The following is a 16,160-nucleotide window of genomic DNA, read 5'->3' as shown; positions in this document are numbered from 1 at the left end:
ATGAAAGTTAAACTTGAGTTATTTGGAGCAAGTAGAGATTTTAGCAATAAAGATTACTTAGAATTTAATATTAAAGAAAAAATTGAAATCAAAGATTTAAGAAGAGAAATCATCAATTACTTGGATATTAATTTTAAAGGTAATGAAGATTTTATAAAAATAGTTAAAAGCTCTGCTTTTTGCTCTGAAGATAATAATATTGTTAATGATAATTTTAAAATTACAAAAGATCAAAAAATTGGGATTATACCTCCAATAGGTGGTGGCTGATGTTACATGCAAAAATTATAGATATTGAAAAAAATAACATAAAAACTTCTGAAGCAGAAGCATTTATAAAATCCTGCTCATATGGTGCATCAATTATTTTTACAGGAAATGTAAGAAATATTAATGAAAATAAAGAAGTTATTGGTATAACTTATGATAGTCATGACGAACTAGTACTAAAAAGTTTTGAAGAAATTTATAAAGAGACTACAGAAAAACTTAAAATTATAGATAAAGCAGTCTTTATAGAGCATATAAAGGGCTATGTGGGGCTTGGAGAAACTAGTATAATTATCGCAGTTGCCTGCAAACATAGAGATGAAGCTTACGTATTATCTAGGTATATAATTGAAGAAATCAAAAAAAGATCACCTATTTGGAAAAAAGAACATTATAAAAATGATGAAACTGAATGGTTAAAAGGTAATCCTATTAAAAATGAAAAAATATAAACATTCAGAAATTACACCAGAATTAATTTACAATAAAAGAAGAAAATTTATTAAATCAATTGGGCTTGGTGTTGGTTCAATATCTTTGAGCAGTATACCATTCTTAAACAATGCTTATTCACAAAATAAAACTAAGCTAACATCATATGAAGATATTACGACGTATAACAATTATTATGAATTTGGTACCAGTAAAAGTGATCCTTATAGAAATTCACAAGAATTTATTACTAAACCTTGGAGTGTAACTATTGAAGGGGAAGTAGAAAATCCAGTTACGATTTCAGCTGAAGAAATAATTTCTTTATTTCCTTCGGAAGAAAGAATCTACAAACTAAGGTGTGTTGAGGGTTGGTCTATGGTTGTTCCTTGGATGGGATTTTCTCTAAGTAAGTTACTTAGTAAAGTATCTATTAAAAATACTGCAAAATTTGTTGAATTTGAAAGTGTTTATGACCCTGAACAAATGAATGGCCAAAGATATCCAATTTTAAATTGGCCTTATAGAGAAGGATTAAGAATTGATGAAGCTATGCATCCTATAACAACAGTTGTTACTGGGCTTTATGGAAAAGCATTGCCTAATCAAAATGGAGCTCCATTAAGAATTTTTGTTCCTTGGAAGTATGGTTTTAAAAGTGCAAAAGCAATTGTTAAAATAAAATTAGTTAAAAATATGCCTACATCATCTTGGATGAGATCGTCCCCAAGAGAATATGGATTTTATTCAAATGTTAACCCAAATGTTTCGCATCCAAGATGGTCACAAGCAACAGAACGTGTCATAGGTGAAAGTATTTTAGCTCCTAGAATTGAGACTGAAATGTTTAATGGGTACGGTGATGAAGTTGCAAATCTATACTCTGGTATGGATTTAAAGAAAAATTTTTAAAAATATTTAGTTGGTTTTTTAAACTATGCAAAAATATATAAAAATATCAATTTTCTTTTTTTGCTTACTACCAATATTAATTATTTTTTATCAAATTGCTTTTAACCAATTAGGTCCTGAACCTGTGAAAAAAATAACACATGATACTGGTGAGTGGACACTTCGTTTTATCATAATAACTCTTGCAATGACCCCTTTACAAAAATTTACTAAATTAAATTTTTGGATTAGCTATAGGAGAATGTTTGGCTTGTTTGTTTTTTTTTACGCATCAGCACACATGATGACTTATGTTGGCATAGATTATCGTTTTGATTGGTCTGGTATTGGTGATGATATTATAAAAAAAAAATTTATATTTGCTGGATTTTTAGCTTGGCTTTTATTAGTGCCACTTGCTCTTACTTCATCTAAACGAATGATAAGGTTATTGAGAGATAAATGGAAAAAACTACACAAGCTTGTTTATATAATTTCTTTATTAGGAATTATTCACTACTTATGGTTAGTTAAAGTAGTTACAGTTGAACCTTTGATTTATCTTATTATTATAGTAATTTTACTTACACTAAGAGTTAAAATGAAATTTAATTAATTAATTGATTTTTTTTCAGGAACGCAAATCTCAGATCTTGTTAAAAATCTTCTGCCAGTTCCATTGTCTAAAGAAAACATTCCACCCATACCTTGAATGCAATCAATAATTAAATCTGTATTTTTCCATGCTTCATGTTGAGTTTCACTTATGTAAAAAGGAATACCACCAATTTTTCCAACTAAAACATCGTCATCACTTACTAAAAATTCTTTAACAGGATAACACATTGGAGCACTTCCATCACAACATCCACCAGATTGATGAAAGAGTAATTCTTTACCATGATCTTTCTTTAGATCTTCAATTAGTTCTAAAGCTGAAGGGGTTGCTGAAACTTTCATAGTTATATGGCCTGTAGTTTAATACAGGCCATCATAATATATCTGTTAAAAGAAGCCTAATTTTTTCTCACTGTACGACACGTGTAAGTTTTTCACCTGTCTATAATGATTAAGCATCATTTTATGTGTTTCTCTACCGATTCCAGATTGTTTATAACCTCCAAAAGCAGCATGAGCTGGATAAGCATGGTAACAGTTAGTCCAAACTCTACCAGCCTGGATTCCTCTTCCCATTCTATAAGCAATATTCCCATTTCTAGTCCAAACACCTGCTCCTAAACCATAAAGAGTATCATTAGCTATTTCTAATGCATGAGCTTCATCTTTAAATTTAGTAACAGATACAACTGGTCCAAAAATTTCTTCTTGGAAAACTCTCATAGAGTTATTACCTTCAAAAATAGTAGGTTGGATATAATTTCCTTTTTCCAAACCACTGTTTAAGTTAGCAACTTCACCACCACATAGAACTTTGGCACCTTCTTTCTTACCTAAATCTAAGTAAGACTTTATTTTTTCCATTTGTTCTAATGATACTTGAGCACCAATCATAGTTTCCATTTTTAGAGGATTGTCCTGCTTGACTGCTTTCGTTCTAGCAACTGCTCTTTCCATGAACTTATCATAGATAGATTCTTGGATTAATACTCTACTAGGACAAGTACAAACTTCACCCTGATTAAGAGTAAACATTGCAAAACCTTCAAGACATTTATCAAAGAAATCATCATCTTGATCCATAACATCTTCAAAGAAAACATTTGGAGATTTTCCACCTAATTCTAAAGTTATTGGAATTAAGTTTTGTGATGCATATTGCATGATCAAACGTCCAGTTGTAGTCTCACCAGTAAAAGCAATCTTTCTAATTCTTTTAGATGAGGCTAATGGTTTACCTGCTTCAAGACCAAAACCACTTACAACATTAACAACTCCTGGAGGCAATAAGTCTCCAATAAGTTCCATTAATAGCAAGATTGATGCTGGTGTTTGCTCAGCTGGTTTTAAAACTACACAGTTACCTGCGGCAAGTGCTGGTGCAAGTTTCCATGTTGCCATTAATAATGGAAAGTTCCATGGTATAATCTGTCCAACTACACCAAGTGGTTCAGGTATATGATAAGAATATTCACTATTACTTATCTCTGAAACCGAACCTTCTTCTGCCCTGATTACTCCAGCGAAATATCTCCAATGATCAACAACTAATGGTAAGTCAGCTGCCATACACTCTCTAATTGGTTTTCCATTATCTAAACATTCAGCAGTAGCTAATAGTTCAAGATTTTTTTCTATAACATCAGCTATTTTAAGTAGTATGTTGGATCTTTCAGTTATTGATGTAACTCCCCAAGTAGGAAAGGCAGCGTGTGCAGCATCTAATGCAGCCTCAACATCTTTTGCATCTGATCTTGGAACGGAACATATAACATCATTATTAATTGGACTTACGTTATCAAAATATTTTCCTGATTTTGGTTTAACGAATTTGCCACCTATAAAATTTCCATATTGTTCTTTAAATGGAAATTTAACTTTTAAGTGAGACGTATCTAGTAATGGAGATCGTCCACCTTTTACTGTTTCTGTGCTCATTTTTACCCTCTCTCTTTTATTAATATTCTTATGCTTATTTTTTTTTATTGGCTTAAGTAACTTCTTTTTAGCCACACCTTTTTTCTTTTTAACTTTTTTAATATTTTTAGGTGATTGCTTGACCAAGTTTTTCTTAATTTTTTTTTTGGTCTTACTTTTAGATTTTTTGGCTGTTTTTTTCTTTTTTGTAGCCATCACTTAACTAAACAAAAATTGATCTAAAGATCTATTAATTATATTATTATTTTCTACTTAAGATTGAATATAGCCTACATCTTGTGCTTAATTGAAATGTGTCTAATAATTTAGTTATGGATAATAATATAAAAAAAGAATTACAGTCTGCTACATTTGAAAGATTGCTCAAACATCTAGATGAACGAAAAGATGTTCAAAATATAGATATTATGAACCTTGCTGGCTTTTGCAGAAACTGTTTATCAAAATGGTACCGAGAAGAAGCTGAAAAAAAAAATATTGAAATTTCAGACTTAGATGCACGTGAACATATATATGGTATGCCTTATTCTGAGTGGAAAGAAAAATATCAAAAATAATTATTTTTCTTTAAGTCTTGGAAACAGTTCTACAAAATTACAAGGTTTATGATTTATATCTAACTGATGTTTTAAAATTCCATCCCAGGCATCCGTTACCCCGCCTGAAGAACCTGGTAAAGCAAATACATATTTTCCATTAGCTAGTACTGCACAAGCTCTAGATTGAATGGCCGATGTACCAACTGTTTTTAAACTTATTGTTCTAAACACCTCTCCAAAACCTGGAATATGTTTGTCAGCTATATCGTTTACTGCCTCTGGTGTAATATCTCGACCTGTAAGCCCAGTGCCCCCTGTTGTAATTATAACATCTATTTCAGATTGATTAATCCAATCTTTAAGGATTTTAATGATGTCCTCTTTGTTATCTTTACAAATTTTTCTATCTACTAGTTTATGTTTAGCCTCCTCTATTTTTTTCACTAAGATCGCACCTGACTTATCATTCTCATAAGTTCTAGTATCTGTAACTGTTAAAAGTGCTATATTTACAATCATAAATTTAAAATAATTATTATGATTATATTATCATTTTTATTTCTTCTAACAGCAACTTTATATTCAAGTGTTGGCTTTGGTGGTGGCTCTACCTATCTAGCCTTTCTATTAATTTGGGATATTCCTTACTTGATCTTTCCTGTAATTGCTCTCTTTTGTAATATTATTGTCGTATCAGGAAATTGTATAAATTATATTAAAGCTGGAAATATCAATTTTAAGATCCTTGCCCCATATTTGATTTCATCTGTGCCACTTGCATTCATAGGAGGATCTTTATCAGTAGATAAAGAAATTTTTGAAATTTTACTTTTTTTAGTCTTAGCACTAGCAGGAGTTCTACTCCTCTTGAAATTTCAATCTTTTGATCAAAAAATTGAAGTTTATAAAAAGATACCAAAAATGTTATCGATATTAATTGGTGCATCTATTGGATTTGTGTCTGGTGTAGTTGGAATTGGTGGTGGAATTTTCTTAAGCCCTATATTGTTATTATTTAGAGTAGATAAAGCAAAAAACATTGCAACAGCAGCATCATTATTCATACTGATTAATTCTTTATCAGGACTTGCTGGCCAATTTACAAAGGCATCAACAATAAATGGAATTTTTGATTATTGGCCATTATTTCTGTTTGTTTTAATAGGCGGTCAATTAGGAAATTTCTTGAATATTAAAATTTTCCCTGCAAGAATATTGGCTCTTGTAACATCAGCACTTGTCATATTTGTTGCTATTCGAATGGGACTAAAGTTGTTTGCATAACAGAAGTATTAAATTATTATAGAAAAATTATGAAAACATTCAGAGCATTTGGACCCACCATAGGAAAAACAAAGTTATCCAAAAAAATTATTACTATATTAAATAATCACGTTGATAAATCTCAATTATCTAAAAAAAATGACTATAGCTCTAAACTTGCAAGTCAAATTAAGAATGAAATTAAGATACCTAAAACATTAATTAATAAGAGTTTGTCTAAAGAATTAATAAAAAATATTAAAGTTTACCTTGATAAGTCAGGTGTTAAAAAAATTAAAGAAATTAAGATAATAAATCTATGGGTAGTTAAACAGTTAAAAAATGAATATAATCCAATTCATTATCATGAAGGACAATTGTCAGGGGTTGGCTATCTTAAAATCCCAAAAGATATGAATCAAAATAAACTAGTTAAGAATAAAAAGATTAAAACTAATGGAACAATTGATTTTATTAATGGTCAAAAAAACTTTTTAAGTCAAAGTATCTATAATTTAAACCCTACATTAGGAGATTTATTGATTTTTCCTAATTATTTAATGCACACAGCTTATCCATTTAATGTTGATGGTGAGAGAAGATCCTTCTCATTTAATGCTAAAATATTATTCAAGAAGTGATTTACTAATCAGTCTATTAGATATATAGATAGTTTAACCGATTTGATCCATATTGCAGGTACTAACTGCTAAAAAGGAAATCATTATATAATTGGTAAAGGTAGTTGAGCTGTATTGTGCACCTGGCATAAAGCCAAAGCACTAAAAAAGTTAGGAATAAAAATGAATATTAATTTTTTTAAAACAACACGAATTTTAGATGGTGGTATGGGGCAAGAATTGTTGGCTCGTGGTATGAAGCCAAACGGCACATTGTGGAGTGCAAATGCTGTATTAAAAGAAGAATACCATCAACTCTTACTAGACACACATTTAGATTTTATTAAAGCAGGTGCTGAAGTTATTGTTACAGCAACCTTTACTACTAGACGAATAAGATTACGTGATAATAAAATTGAAGATAAATTTGAATACTTAAACAAAAAAGCTGGTGAGATAGCTCAGAAAGCAAAAGAACAATATCCTAATGTGTTAATTGCAGGTGGTCTTCCACCTCAATATTTAACATACGAAGAAGATACAAGGCCAGATCATGAAATTAAACAAAATTTTTATGATCAAGCAAAATTATTAGATCCTTATATTGATTTTTTTTACCTAGATGTTTTGTCTAGCGTAAAAGAGTTTAGGTTAGCAATTGAAGCAATTAAAAAATTTAATAAGCCATATTTAATAGGCGCTCATATTTCTGAGGGAATAAATCTTCCAAGTGGTGAAAAAATATCAGATATTATTAATCATATTAACCATAACAATTTACTAGGATTAATTTTATCGTGCGTTTCTCCTGAAAACTTTTCTGAAAATTTAGAAGAAGTAAAAAATTTAGGTGTTCCTTTTGGATTTAAACTTAATGCTTTCGTGACAACTAAGCCTAAAGATGGCTATACTAACAATTACAATATGAGCAAAACTGGTAACCCAAATGAATTTTTGGGTCAAAGAAAAGACTTAACACCTGAATTGATGGCAAATTTTGTTAAAAAATTTAAAGATACAGGTGCAACTATTTTAGGTGGATGTTGTGAAACAAGACCTTCTCATATTAAGGAAATGACTAAATTTAAATAAACTAATCGTTATCAGTTAATCCAGCACCAGCACCACTTTCTTTTAAACTGTCATTTTCTTCAACAAAAGTTTCTTCTGAAAGCTTATAAAGCTCATTCCATTCTTTTTCTTCAAACGAGTCTCTGTTTTCTAAAACTTTTAAGTAAATATTTTCAGCAGATACGATGATTTCGTTTTTAGTATAATTAGAATAAATATTGTTATTGAAGTTTAACAAAAACTCCCTGTCATCCATTTTTAAGAATATTCTTTTACCGATTACCTCAGCTGCTCTACTTACAAATGGTAGGAAAAGTAATGGATATGAGATTTTTTTAAACGTTATCTCATTTAAAGTTTCTAGAGTTTTAATCTGATCTAAAAAATTTACCCCTGCGATTATTGGGCAATATTCATTTTTACCAGCCTCATTGTCTTGCTTTATGATGCTGATATTCTCTAACCTTGTTTCTTTTTTTTTCTTAAAAAAACTATTTAAGTTTTTAATTCCAGGTAAGCTAAAAATTTCAAGTAGTCTTATGTTTTTTCCAATTTCTTCTGCAATACCCCAAGAATATCCAGCAGCTCTACTTGATCTTTTAGAAACTGTATCTATTTCGCTTAATGATCTCATGTTGATTAATTATAAACCCAATGTTCATCATAGTTTTTTAATTGCTCTGGTAGGGGTGCACCTTGAAACATACATATTCTTAGCCACTTATCAGAACGTGGATCGAATTTTAATGCTCCAAAGAATGATAACTTTAACCTCAGCATATCAATAGGCATTATTTTTTGGCCAATAGTATTGTCTTGTATTTCAGAATAAGGGAATTTCTCTACTATAAATGCTCTTCTAACAACGTGTCTTAATTCATTATTAGTTGATAAAAATTTAGCAATAGTCCAGCTATTTTTAGTAACTGATAACAATTCATAAAGTTTTTTAATATCCCTTGCGATTGCTAAGGGTTGTTCTAACTCAGCGCCCTCTTCATCAAATCTATTTGCTAGTCTTGGCTCTTCTTTATTTTTTGAGATAAACCAAAAATTTAAATTATTTTCATCTTTAGTAAAATCTATAGTTAGAATATCTGGATATTTTTTTTCTAAAATCAGCTTTAAGTCTTCTACTGTTCTTTCAGTTGGAATATTAAAGTATTTTTCTTCTTCAGAGCTCATTTCTTTAATTAACGGAGACGTTATATCATCATAAGGTTCCATCATCATTGAGACGACATATTCAATACATTCTTCACAATATTCTTTTTCTAAATACAGATACAATTCATTAAAAGCATAATCTTGCTCAAAATTAAAATCATTATCTAGGTAGACAATAAATTCATTAAGATCTTTTAATAAAGATTTAATTTTATTTATTTGATATTCACTTTCTGTATTCCAAGAAGTGATATTCTTTATTGATTTTTTTAAACATTCTAAAAATAAGTTTTTATCTTTCTCTGATATTGTTTTTATCTCTCTTATTTTTTTTAAAGAAATTTCTCTTGCTGAAATCCAATTATTTAAAAGAGTTGGATGATTAACAATAAATGGAGCCATTCCAAGACCCGTAGAATTTCCTATTCCTAAATTTTTACAAATATTTATATCAAGGTTTACGGCTTTTTTTGGATTCTTGCTTTTAGCAACATGATTAACCTGATCAAAAGTAAATTGTCTTACCAGATAAACCAACATCATCTCCAATCTAAATGGACCATATATTTCTTCTCGGTCTTTAATTCTAAATCTATCTGCTAAGCCAAATTTACCTGATCCATAAACTGCTGTGGTTCTATATAAATAACCAACACTAGTTAACAAATCATTATCAGGTTGCTTACCTTCGCTTAAACATTCAACCACATGATTGAAAACTCTAACTGATTTATTAGCTCTTGAAAGAGTTAATTCTTTATAAGAAAGTCTGCCAAATTCTTGTTTGGGTACTTCGTTTTTTAATCTTTCAATATCTTGTTTTTTTGGAACACCATCAAAAAGTGTGAAGGCTGCATCCCATTTGGTAGCTATAACTCTATCTGATCTTTCATCATCATCTAATTCATTTGCAAAACAAATTAATGAATAAACTCTATTTTTTTTCTTAAATGAATAAACTGCAGTGCCATAACCATGTTCGTTTAATTCAAATAAATCTCTTTTATAATTCCAATCCTTAAACTCTTTTAAAAAACTTCTTAAAAATGAAAGTTTAGATTGATGAAAAGACCCAAGTCTTGATAATTTCATTACTACATTGGGGTCTCTTAATGAAATATTCATTGATTCATTTCTTTGTAAAAATTGTACCAGTTGTTTCCAAGAATTCCATCAACTTCATTTTCTGAAAAACCAACTTTTTTAAGTCCTATCTCTAAGTTTTCAAATCCTCTTGCATCTTTAAACCAATCAGGCTGTTTTGGAAAACCAGGTTTGTTTTTAGACCCTTCTCCATAATTTTTGCTTTTAGTCCAAGTACCATTTCTCATCCACTCAACAATAGTATCTGGTTGATTTAAACAAAGATCTGAACCTATTCCAATTTTTTCAACTCCCATAGTCTCAGCTGTCTTAGCTGTCATCTCACAAAAGCTTTCTAAAGAACAATCTGTTCCATCTTTTAAATGATGAGGATATAAAGAGAGACCCAACATTCCTTTGTGTTTGGATAAAATTTTTAGTAATTCGTTTGATTTGTTTCTCTTAGCTGGATGCCAAAATGATGGATTTGCATGAGTTATTGCAATTGGTTTTTCACTTATCTCAATTGCATCAATTGTACTTTTTTCTGCTGAATGAGACATGTCTATTACAAGACCTAATCTATTCATCTCTTTAATAACCTCTTTACCAAAATTAGTAACTCCACTATCAATTGCCTCATAACATCCCGTCGCTAGTAAGGACTGATTATTATAAGTAAGCTGCATAAACCTACATCCTAAATCATAAACTTTTTCAACCAATCCAATGTCATCTTCTATAGGTGAACAATTTTGAAAACCAAAAAAAACTGCAGTTTTATTTTCAGATTTAGCTTTTTCAATATCTTTAAAACTTTTGCCGTGAAAAATTAAGTCGGAATTTTCTGAAAAGTGATTTTCCCAATTTTTTAATACCGTTTTTAGCTCATCAAAATCTTCGTGGTAAACAATAGTTACATGGATTGCATCCAGTCCTGCTTGTTTATTGATCTGAAAAATTTCTCTAGACCAGTTACAATATTGTAAATTATCAATTTTAAAATTCATTGTGATCTTCTTTGTTTTAAAGAATATCAATAAGATAGATAAATTCTATTAATTTTATTGAAATTTTAGGCTTAATTTGAAATAACAATTTACGTTAGAATAAAATTACAACAAATGGCTAAAAATAAATTAAACAAAGTATCAATTGTTATGGGCAGTCAATCTGACTACAAAACCATGATATTTTGTCAAAATATTCTTAAAAAATTAAACATAAAATTTGAAATAAAAATAATATCAGCTCATAGAACTCCTAAAAGAATGTATGAATTTGCAATTAATGCTGAAAAAAATGGTATTGCAGTAATTATTGCTGGAGCTGGTGGATCTGCACATTTACCAGGAATGATTTCAGCCCTTACCTCTCTTCCAGTATTAGGTGTTCCAATTGAAAGCAAAAAGTTGAAAGGTCTTGATAGCCTTTTATCTATTGCACAAATGCCAAAAGGAATACCCGTTGGAACATTAGCAATCGGAGAAGATGGTGCAATTAATGCTGCCTTATTAGCCGCATCTATTATTGCTCTTAGTGATTTAAGTGTTAAGAGAAAATTAAATCAGTTTCGTTTAAATCAAAGCAAATCTGTTAAAAAAAAACCAAAATAGTTTTAAAATATGTCTAAACCAATTCTTGGAATTATAGGTGGAGGTCAGTTAGGTAGTATGCTTGCTATTGCTGCAAATAAACTTGAAATTAAAACAGTTATTTTTTGTGATGATATTGATGCTCCTGCGCAAAATTTTTCTAATGATTTTGTACACGGTGAATATAATGATAAAAATAAGATTAATGAGTTTTTGAGTAAAGTTGATGTTGTAACTTACGAATTTGAAAATATTCCCTACGAAACATTAAATGAAATTAATAAAATAAAACCTGTTTTACCAAAACCTTCCGTAAATAGAATAATTCAGCATAGATTAGCAGAAAAAGATTTTATCAATAATCTAAATATAAGAACTACAAGATATGTATCTATTAAAAAAAAATCTGAAATGGATTCTGTTAAAGATTTATTACCTGGTATACTTAAAACTACAACACTAGGATATGATGGTAAAGGACAACACCCTATTAACAGTTTAGAAAATTTAGACTCAATTGATGTTGATTATTCAAAAGGTTATATTTTAGAAAAATTAGTAAAATTAAAAAAAGAAATTTCAATAATCATTACAAGGTTTGCTATTCAAAAATATGAAATTTATGAACCCATTGAAAATGAACATGAAGATCAAATCTTAAGAAATTCTAAAATTCCAGCAGAGATTAGTGATAAAATATTAGAACAATCAAAACTATGGGCTACAACAATTGCAGAAGAATTAAAATATGTTGGAACTTTAAGTGTTGAATTTTTCATTGATAGGAATGACAATCTTTATGTAAATGAAATTGCACCAAGAGTTCATAACTCAGGGCATCTAACAATTAATGCGTATAATGTAAGTCAATTTGAAAATCATGTAAGAGCAATTTGTAAACTAGAGCAAATACCTCTTAAAAAAATATCCAATGCAATGATGATAAATATAATTGGTGATCAAATTACTAATTACAGAAATAAAGAACACAATGAAAATGAATTTTTCTTTGATTATCTTAAAAAAGAAATCAAACCAAAAAGAAAAATGGGACACCTAACAACCCTTCTTAAGTAGATATTACTCACATGCTAAAATCAATCGAAGGAAATTTTGATAATCCAGAAGTTCATGAGCTACTTATAAAGCATTTCATTGAGTTAAGATCTGTGTCACCTGAAGGTAGTGCTCACGTACTTGATATAGCTGGATTAAAAGATCCAACTATTAAATTTTGGAGCCTGTGGGAAGAAAATGACCTAATGGGAAGTGGTGCATTAAAATTCCTAGATAACGAACATGGTGAATTCAAATCTATAAGGGTTAGTGACAACTTTAGAGGTAAAGGAAATGGTACAAAAGTCATAAATCATCTAATTAATGAGGCAAAAAAACTTAATATTAAAAGATTAAGTTTAGAAACAGGTGCCGGTGAGTTCTTTTTAAATGCTAGAAAACTATTTAGTAAGTGTGGTTTTGAGCCCTGCGAGCCCTTCTCTCATTATAAAAAAGATATCAACTCTATTTATATGACCATGCTAATAAGCAACAAATAAGTCTTTAATTATTTATTCTTTTAAATTTAGTTGACAAAACCTCAATAAATCTAAACAAAGCGTGAATTACTTAATTATAAGTAATAAAAGTAACACAATAAAAAGTAAGAAGATAAATATGAGTCTACAAGGAAAAGTAAAATGGTTCAATCCAACTAAAGGTTTTGGTTTTATTGAAAGAGAAGATAAAGAAAAAGATGTATTCGTTCACGTTTCAGCTGTTAGAGATGCTGGTATGAACGGTTTAGATGAAGGTCAAGCTTTGACTTTTGAAGTTGAAGATGGTCCAAAAGGTCCTTCAGCGGTAAATTTAAAAACTGCATAATATTCACACTTTCTATTGGCTGAGATTTTTTAATTAAATTAATTTTTTAATTATTTAGCTAAATATTTCAGCCAATACCAATCAGTTTTTTTTAAGAAATTCACTCACTATAGTATTAAATTCATCTGGCTTCTCTAAATGAACATTGTGAGAGCAGCCATTAACTATTCTAAGATCGCTATTTATAATATTTTCTTTTAAAGTTTCTACTTGATTGAAGTTATAGGCTTTGTCTTGATCTCCCCAAATTATCAAAGTTTCGTTCTTAATATTTTTTAAATTTTCAATACCACTCCAATTTTTCATAGCAACAAGAGCATTGTCCGCCGCCTCTAAAGAGGTTTGCTTACCCGCTTCTTCACATAAATAAAAATATTTAGATTTATCCTCTTCAATGAACCATGTTTTTGCAATTCTATAAGCTGTATTATCCAGTCCATTAGTTTTTAGTTTGTCTCTAGAAACATCTATGGTTTCAAATCTGCCAGGTATATTTCCTCTTGGTCCTGTACCATAACAAATCAACTTTAAGATTTTTTCACCTACTAACTTTGCCATTTCTTGTACAATCATGCCACCCATTGAGTGACCTAATAAATAAAAACGTTCTATTTTCTTTTTTTCTAAACTTGTCAATAGAGATTTAGCCATATCTTCAATTGAGTTACATGAGTTAACTTTATTACTTTTTCCAAAACCAGGTAATGCTGGTGCCAAAACTCTAAAATTCTTTTTAAAAAAGTCAGTTTGCAAAGTCCACATCTCAGAAGATCCTAAAAAACCGTGCACTAACACTAGTGGAGTACCACTTCCCACATCTTCAATAAATATATCTTGCATATTTATATTTTATTAATAATCATCAAATATAACAATTTAATAATAAGTAGCTATCAGGTATGACAAATAGAAAAATAACTGACCTTTATGATGTTGAATTCACTCCATTTGATAATTATGGGGTTATTGTGCCTGGAATGAGTTGGCATAAAATTAGTTATAATAAAGAAAATGGTGGTAATGGAACTTATCTTTTAAAGATGGAACCAAATGCAAAAAGTTTGCCCCATGTGCATACAGGCTTTGAAGAGTTTTTGATGTTAGAAGGTGAATTAACTGATCCAGATAATAAAGTTTTTAAAAAAGGTGATTTTGTTACTTTTGAACCAGGCTCTACACACTCGTCCTTTACTAAAGATGGTTGCTTAATTTTAGTTTTTATGAGAGGTATCAACAAACCTCTTTAAGGAAATATTAAATAAATTTAATAGAATATATATATTTATGATTGGAATTTTAGGTGGAATGGGAACTCAAGCAGGACTTGATTTTTGCAATAAACTTGCAATGTTAAATAGAGGAAAAAGTGATCAAGAATACCCCCTATTCATGCTTTATAACAAATCAAATATTCCTGGAAGACCAGAATCTATTGGTGTTCAAACTAAATCATTATCCACAATTCCAAGAAGTTCAAAAAATACAAAAAAATATAATAGAGTTTTAAAAAGTTTGTTAGATGGATGTAAATCATTAGAAAAAAGTGGGTGCAAATTTATTGTTATACCCTGTAATACTGCACACTATTGGTATGAAGATTTAAAGAAAAAAATCAAGATACCAATCATTAACATGCCTAAAGAAGTTTTTATACAAACAAAAAAAAGTTGTAAAAAAAATTCTAAAATTGGACTTCTTGCAACAGAGGGAACTTTAAAAACTGAGATTTATGATAAAATTTTTAAAAAGGATTTTGTAATAATTAAACCTTTAAATAATTTACAAACAAGTTCAGTAAATAAAGCAATCAAACATGTAAAAATGGGCAATATAAAACTAGCAGAAAAAGCTATTGAGCCTGCAATTAAATATTTAATCAAACAAAAATGTAAAAAAATAATACTTGGCTGCACTGAGATACCTATTGCAATTTTTGCTTATAAATCTTTACGAAATGCTAAAGTTTCAAAATTGTACCTTGATCCTAATTTAATATTAGCCAACTCCTGTATGGCAAAATATAAAAAATAGATAATGAATACAAAAGTCAAAAAACCATATGTTATATATATGGCTGAAATTATTTACTCCTACGTTTCTATTGAAAAAAATAAAGATCCGGAGCTTGATGTAAAACAAGCTATTAATAAATTCATGGAAACTAATGAATTTATAAAATTAAGCACTGGTACATTACATGACGAATGGTTTGATGAATTAAAAAAAAATGAGTATCTAGACAAAGATACTGGAAATAAAATACCAGATGAAACTATTAAACTTTTAGAAATTCAAAAAGACATGACTATTAAAAATTTAATTAAAATTCCTAAACTTTACGAGACTGAAAACAATACTCTCATCGAAGCATCAAATAGAGCACAACAATTTTTATGGCGTATGTGTGAAAGTTATGAACTGTGGTGTAAAGAAACTGGGCAATCAGAGCAGCTATTATTAGGTATTACTGATTAGCTAATTGAATAATTTTACTTGTTTTTTCTATTCTACTTTTTACTAAAGCAAAAAACTCTTCTTGGCTTTCTTCTTCTTCAACTTTTAATTTTTTATCATCTACAAAGCTTTTAATATTTTCAGTAGGAGACTTCCCAGTAATTTCTTTAACTGCTTGATTAGAACCATATGAAAGGCCAGCTTGATAGATATTACCAGAGCTAGCTAATGTATAAGCAGGTCCTAATAAGGCTGTACTTTGCACACAACCATTAAGAAAAAATAGCAAAAATAATCCAGCAAATATTTTTTTTAAAATCATTATACCCCCTCTTAAT

At 29.4% G+C, this 16,160-nt stretch carries 23 protein-coding genes and 1 riboswitch; of the genes, 15 read left to right on the top strand and 8 right to left on the bottom strand.

The window, feature by feature from the left end:
• The 4 genes from AC5SLT_RS01785 to msrQ are packed head-to-tail and all read left to right on the top strand — an operon-like array spanning position 1 to position 2,209.
• Entirely contained in the window at positions 1-270 is a 270-nt protein-coding gene (locus AC5SLT_RS01785) for a hypothetical protein (RefSeq protein ID WP_027306642.1), read from the top strand.
• A complete protein-coding gene (locus AC5SLT_RS01780; protein WP_494592246.1) occupies positions 270-722 on the top strand; it encodes a molybdopterin synthase catalytic subunit in 453 nt (150 codons plus the stop codon). Before AC5SLT_RS01785 ends, AC5SLT_RS01780 begins: the two co-directional genes overlap by 1 nt.
• Positions 709-1,614, top strand: coding sequence for a protein-methionine-sulfoxide reductase catalytic subunit MsrP (msrP, locus tag AC5SLT_RS01775; protein ID WP_494592245.1), 906 nt, complete (start codon positions 709-711; stop codon positions 1,612-1,614). Before AC5SLT_RS01780 ends, msrP begins: the two co-directional genes overlap by 14 nt.
• Before the next feature lie 25 nt (positions 1,615-1,639).
• Entirely contained in the window at positions 1,640-2,209 is a 570-nt protein-coding gene (gene msrQ, locus AC5SLT_RS01770) for a protein-methionine-sulfoxide reductase heme-binding subunit MsrQ (RefSeq protein WP_494592243.1), read from the top strand.
• On the opposite strand, the gene AC5SLT_RS01765 is transcribed toward msrQ, so the two are convergent.
• Positions 2,206-2,553, bottom strand: a complete 348-nt coding sequence (locus tag AC5SLT_RS01765) for a DUF779 domain-containing protein (protein ID WP_006997157.1) — start codon at positions 2,551-2,553, stop codon at positions 2,206-2,208. The genes msrQ and AC5SLT_RS01765 overlap by 4 nt on opposite strands.
• A 45-nt stretch (positions 2,554-2,598) precedes the next feature.
• Positions 2,599-4,149 carry an aldehyde dehydrogenase gene (gene adh, locus AC5SLT_RS01760; RefSeq protein WP_026362714.1) on the bottom strand — a complete coding sequence of 517 codons (1,551 nt, stop codon included), beginning with the start codon at positions 4,147-4,149 and terminating at the stop codon, positions 2,599-2,601.
• 311 nt (positions 4,150-4,460) lie between these two features.
• Here adh and AC5SLT_RS01755 point away from each other — a divergent pair, with 311 nt between their 5' ends.
• The gene (locus tag AC5SLT_RS01755) at positions 4,461-4,706 is read left to right on the top strand and encodes a DUF1244 domain-containing protein (protein WP_271499342.1); all 246 of its coding nucleotides are present in this window, start codon (positions 4,461-4,463) and stop codon (positions 4,704-4,706) included.
• Here AC5SLT_RS01755 and moaB read toward each other — a convergent pair whose 3' ends face one another.
• Positions 4,707-5,207: a molybdenum cofactor biosynthesis protein B gene (gene moaB, locus AC5SLT_RS01750; RefSeq protein ID WP_494592241.1), complete on the bottom strand. Its 501-nt coding sequence runs from the start codon at positions 5,205-5,207 to the stop codon at positions 4,707-4,709.
• An 18-nt stretch (positions 5,208-5,225) separates the two neighbouring features.
• Here moaB and AC5SLT_RS01745 point away from each other — a divergent pair, with 18 nt between their 5' ends.
• From AC5SLT_RS01745 to AC5SLT_RS01735, 3 genes are all read left to right on the top strand, one after another.
• Entirely contained in the window at positions 5,226-5,972 is a 747-nt protein-coding gene (locus AC5SLT_RS01745) for a TSUP family transporter (protein ID WP_494592239.1), read from the top strand.
• A gap of 29 nt (positions 5,973-6,001) precedes the next feature.
• Positions 6,002-6,592, top strand: a complete 591-nt coding sequence (locus AC5SLT_RS01740) for a 2OG-Fe(II) oxygenase family protein (RefSeq protein WP_494592237.1) — start codon at positions 6,002-6,004, stop codon at positions 6,590-6,592.
• Positions 6,593-6,681: 89 nt separating this feature from the next.
• A riboswitch (SAM riboswitch) is annotated at positions 6,682-6,745 on the top strand.
• Positions 6,746-6,754: 9 nt separating this feature from the next.
• Positions 6,755-7,663, top strand: coding sequence for a homocysteine S-methyltransferase family protein (locus AC5SLT_RS01735; RefSeq protein ID WP_494592235.1), 909 nt, complete (start codon positions 6,755-6,757; stop codon positions 7,661-7,663).
• A 1-nt stretch (position 7,664) separates the two neighbouring features.
• Here the strand turns inward: AC5SLT_RS01735 and AC5SLT_RS01730 are convergent, their stop codons facing one another.
• The 3 genes from AC5SLT_RS01730 to AC5SLT_RS01720 are packed head-to-tail and all read right to left on the bottom strand — an operon-like array spanning position 7,665 to position 10,902.
• On the bottom strand, positions 7,665-8,276 hold the full coding sequence (locus AC5SLT_RS01730) for a DUF3726 domain-containing protein (RefSeq protein WP_494592233.1): 612 nt from the start codon (positions 8,274-8,276) through the stop codon (positions 7,665-7,667).
• A gap of 5 nt (positions 8,277-8,281) precedes the next feature.
• On the bottom strand, positions 8,282-9,934 hold the full coding sequence (locus AC5SLT_RS01725) for a hypothetical protein (RefSeq protein WP_494592231.1): 1,653 nt from the start codon (positions 9,932-9,934) through the stop codon (positions 8,282-8,284).
• Complete coding sequence (locus AC5SLT_RS01720) at positions 9,931-10,902, bottom strand: membrane dipeptidase (RefSeq protein ID WP_494592229.1); 972 nt, start codon at positions 10,900-10,902, stop codon at positions 9,931-9,933. Before AC5SLT_RS01720 ends, AC5SLT_RS01725 begins: the two co-directional genes overlap by 4 nt.
• Positions 10,903-11,016: 114 nt before the next feature.
• On the opposite strand from AC5SLT_RS01720, the gene purE reads away from it, so the two are divergent.
• From purE to AC5SLT_RS01700, 4 genes are all read left to right on the top strand, one after another.
• The gene (purE, locus tag AC5SLT_RS01715; RefSeq protein ID WP_494592228.1) at positions 11,017-11,508 is read left to right on the top strand and encodes a 5-(carboxyamino)imidazole ribonucleotide mutase; all 492 of its coding nucleotides are present in this window, start codon (positions 11,017-11,019) and stop codon (positions 11,506-11,508) included.
• A 9-nt stretch (positions 11,509-11,517) separates the two neighbouring features.
• The gene (locus tag AC5SLT_RS01710) at positions 11,518-12,564 is read left to right on the top strand and encodes a 5-(carboxyamino)imidazole ribonucleotide synthase (protein ID WP_494592226.1); all 1,047 of its coding nucleotides are present in this window, start codon (positions 11,518-11,520) and stop codon (positions 12,562-12,564) included.
• An 11-nt stretch (positions 12,565-12,575) separates the two neighbouring features.
• Positions 12,576-13,043, top strand: coding sequence for a GNAT family N-acetyltransferase (locus AC5SLT_RS01705; RefSeq protein WP_278386947.1), 468 nt, complete (start codon positions 12,576-12,578; stop codon positions 13,041-13,043).
• A 118-nt stretch (positions 13,044-13,161) separates the two neighbouring features.
• Positions 13,162-13,368, top strand: coding sequence for a cold-shock protein (locus AC5SLT_RS01700; RefSeq protein ID WP_006998008.1), 207 nt, complete (start codon positions 13,162-13,164; stop codon positions 13,366-13,368).
• An 81-nt stretch (positions 13,369-13,449) separates the two neighbouring features.
• On the opposite strand, the gene AC5SLT_RS01695 is transcribed toward AC5SLT_RS01700, so the two are convergent.
• Positions 13,450-14,208 (bottom strand): alpha/beta fold hydrolase, encoded by a 759-nt coding sequence (locus tag AC5SLT_RS01695; RefSeq protein WP_494592224.1) that lies wholly within the window; start codon positions 14,206-14,208, stop codon positions 13,450-13,452.
• A 59-nt stretch (positions 14,209-14,267) separates the two neighbouring features.
• Between AC5SLT_RS01695 and AC5SLT_RS01690 the strand changes: the two genes are divergently transcribed.
• Genes AC5SLT_RS01690 through AC5SLT_RS01680 form a run of 3 tightly spaced genes read left to right on the top strand, consistent with a single transcriptional unit; the run spans position 14,268 to position 15,843 of the window.
• On the top strand, positions 14,268-14,615 hold the full coding sequence (locus AC5SLT_RS01690; RefSeq protein WP_494578448.1) for a cupin domain-containing protein: 348 nt from the start codon (positions 14,268-14,270) through the stop codon (positions 14,613-14,615).
• A 37-nt stretch (positions 14,616-14,652) separates the two neighbouring features.
• Positions 14,653-15,399: an aspartate/glutamate racemase family protein gene (locus AC5SLT_RS01685; protein ID WP_494592222.1), complete on the top strand. Its 747-nt coding sequence runs from the start codon at positions 14,653-14,655 to the stop codon at positions 15,397-15,399.
• A gap of 3 nt (positions 15,400-15,402) precedes the next feature.
• Positions 15,403-15,843, top strand: a complete 441-nt coding sequence (locus AC5SLT_RS01680) for a hypothetical protein (RefSeq protein ID WP_494592220.1) — start codon at positions 15,403-15,405, stop codon at positions 15,841-15,843.
• Here AC5SLT_RS01680 and AC5SLT_RS01675 read toward each other — a convergent pair.
• Positions 15,833-16,144 carry a hypothetical protein gene (locus tag AC5SLT_RS01675; protein ID WP_278386950.1) on the bottom strand — a complete coding sequence of 104 codons (312 nt, stop codon included), beginning with the start codon at positions 16,142-16,144 and terminating at the stop codon, positions 15,833-15,835. The two genes, AC5SLT_RS01680 and AC5SLT_RS01675, sit on opposite strands and share 11 nt — an antisense overlap.
• Positions 16,145-16,160: the final 16 nt, after the last annotated feature.

The sequence above is a fragment of the Candidatus Pelagibacter sp. PS_11 genome, assembly GCF_059417975.1.
The sequence above is the reverse complement of the archived record's forward strand: the minus strand, read 5'-3'. Positions and strand labels throughout refer to the sequence as shown.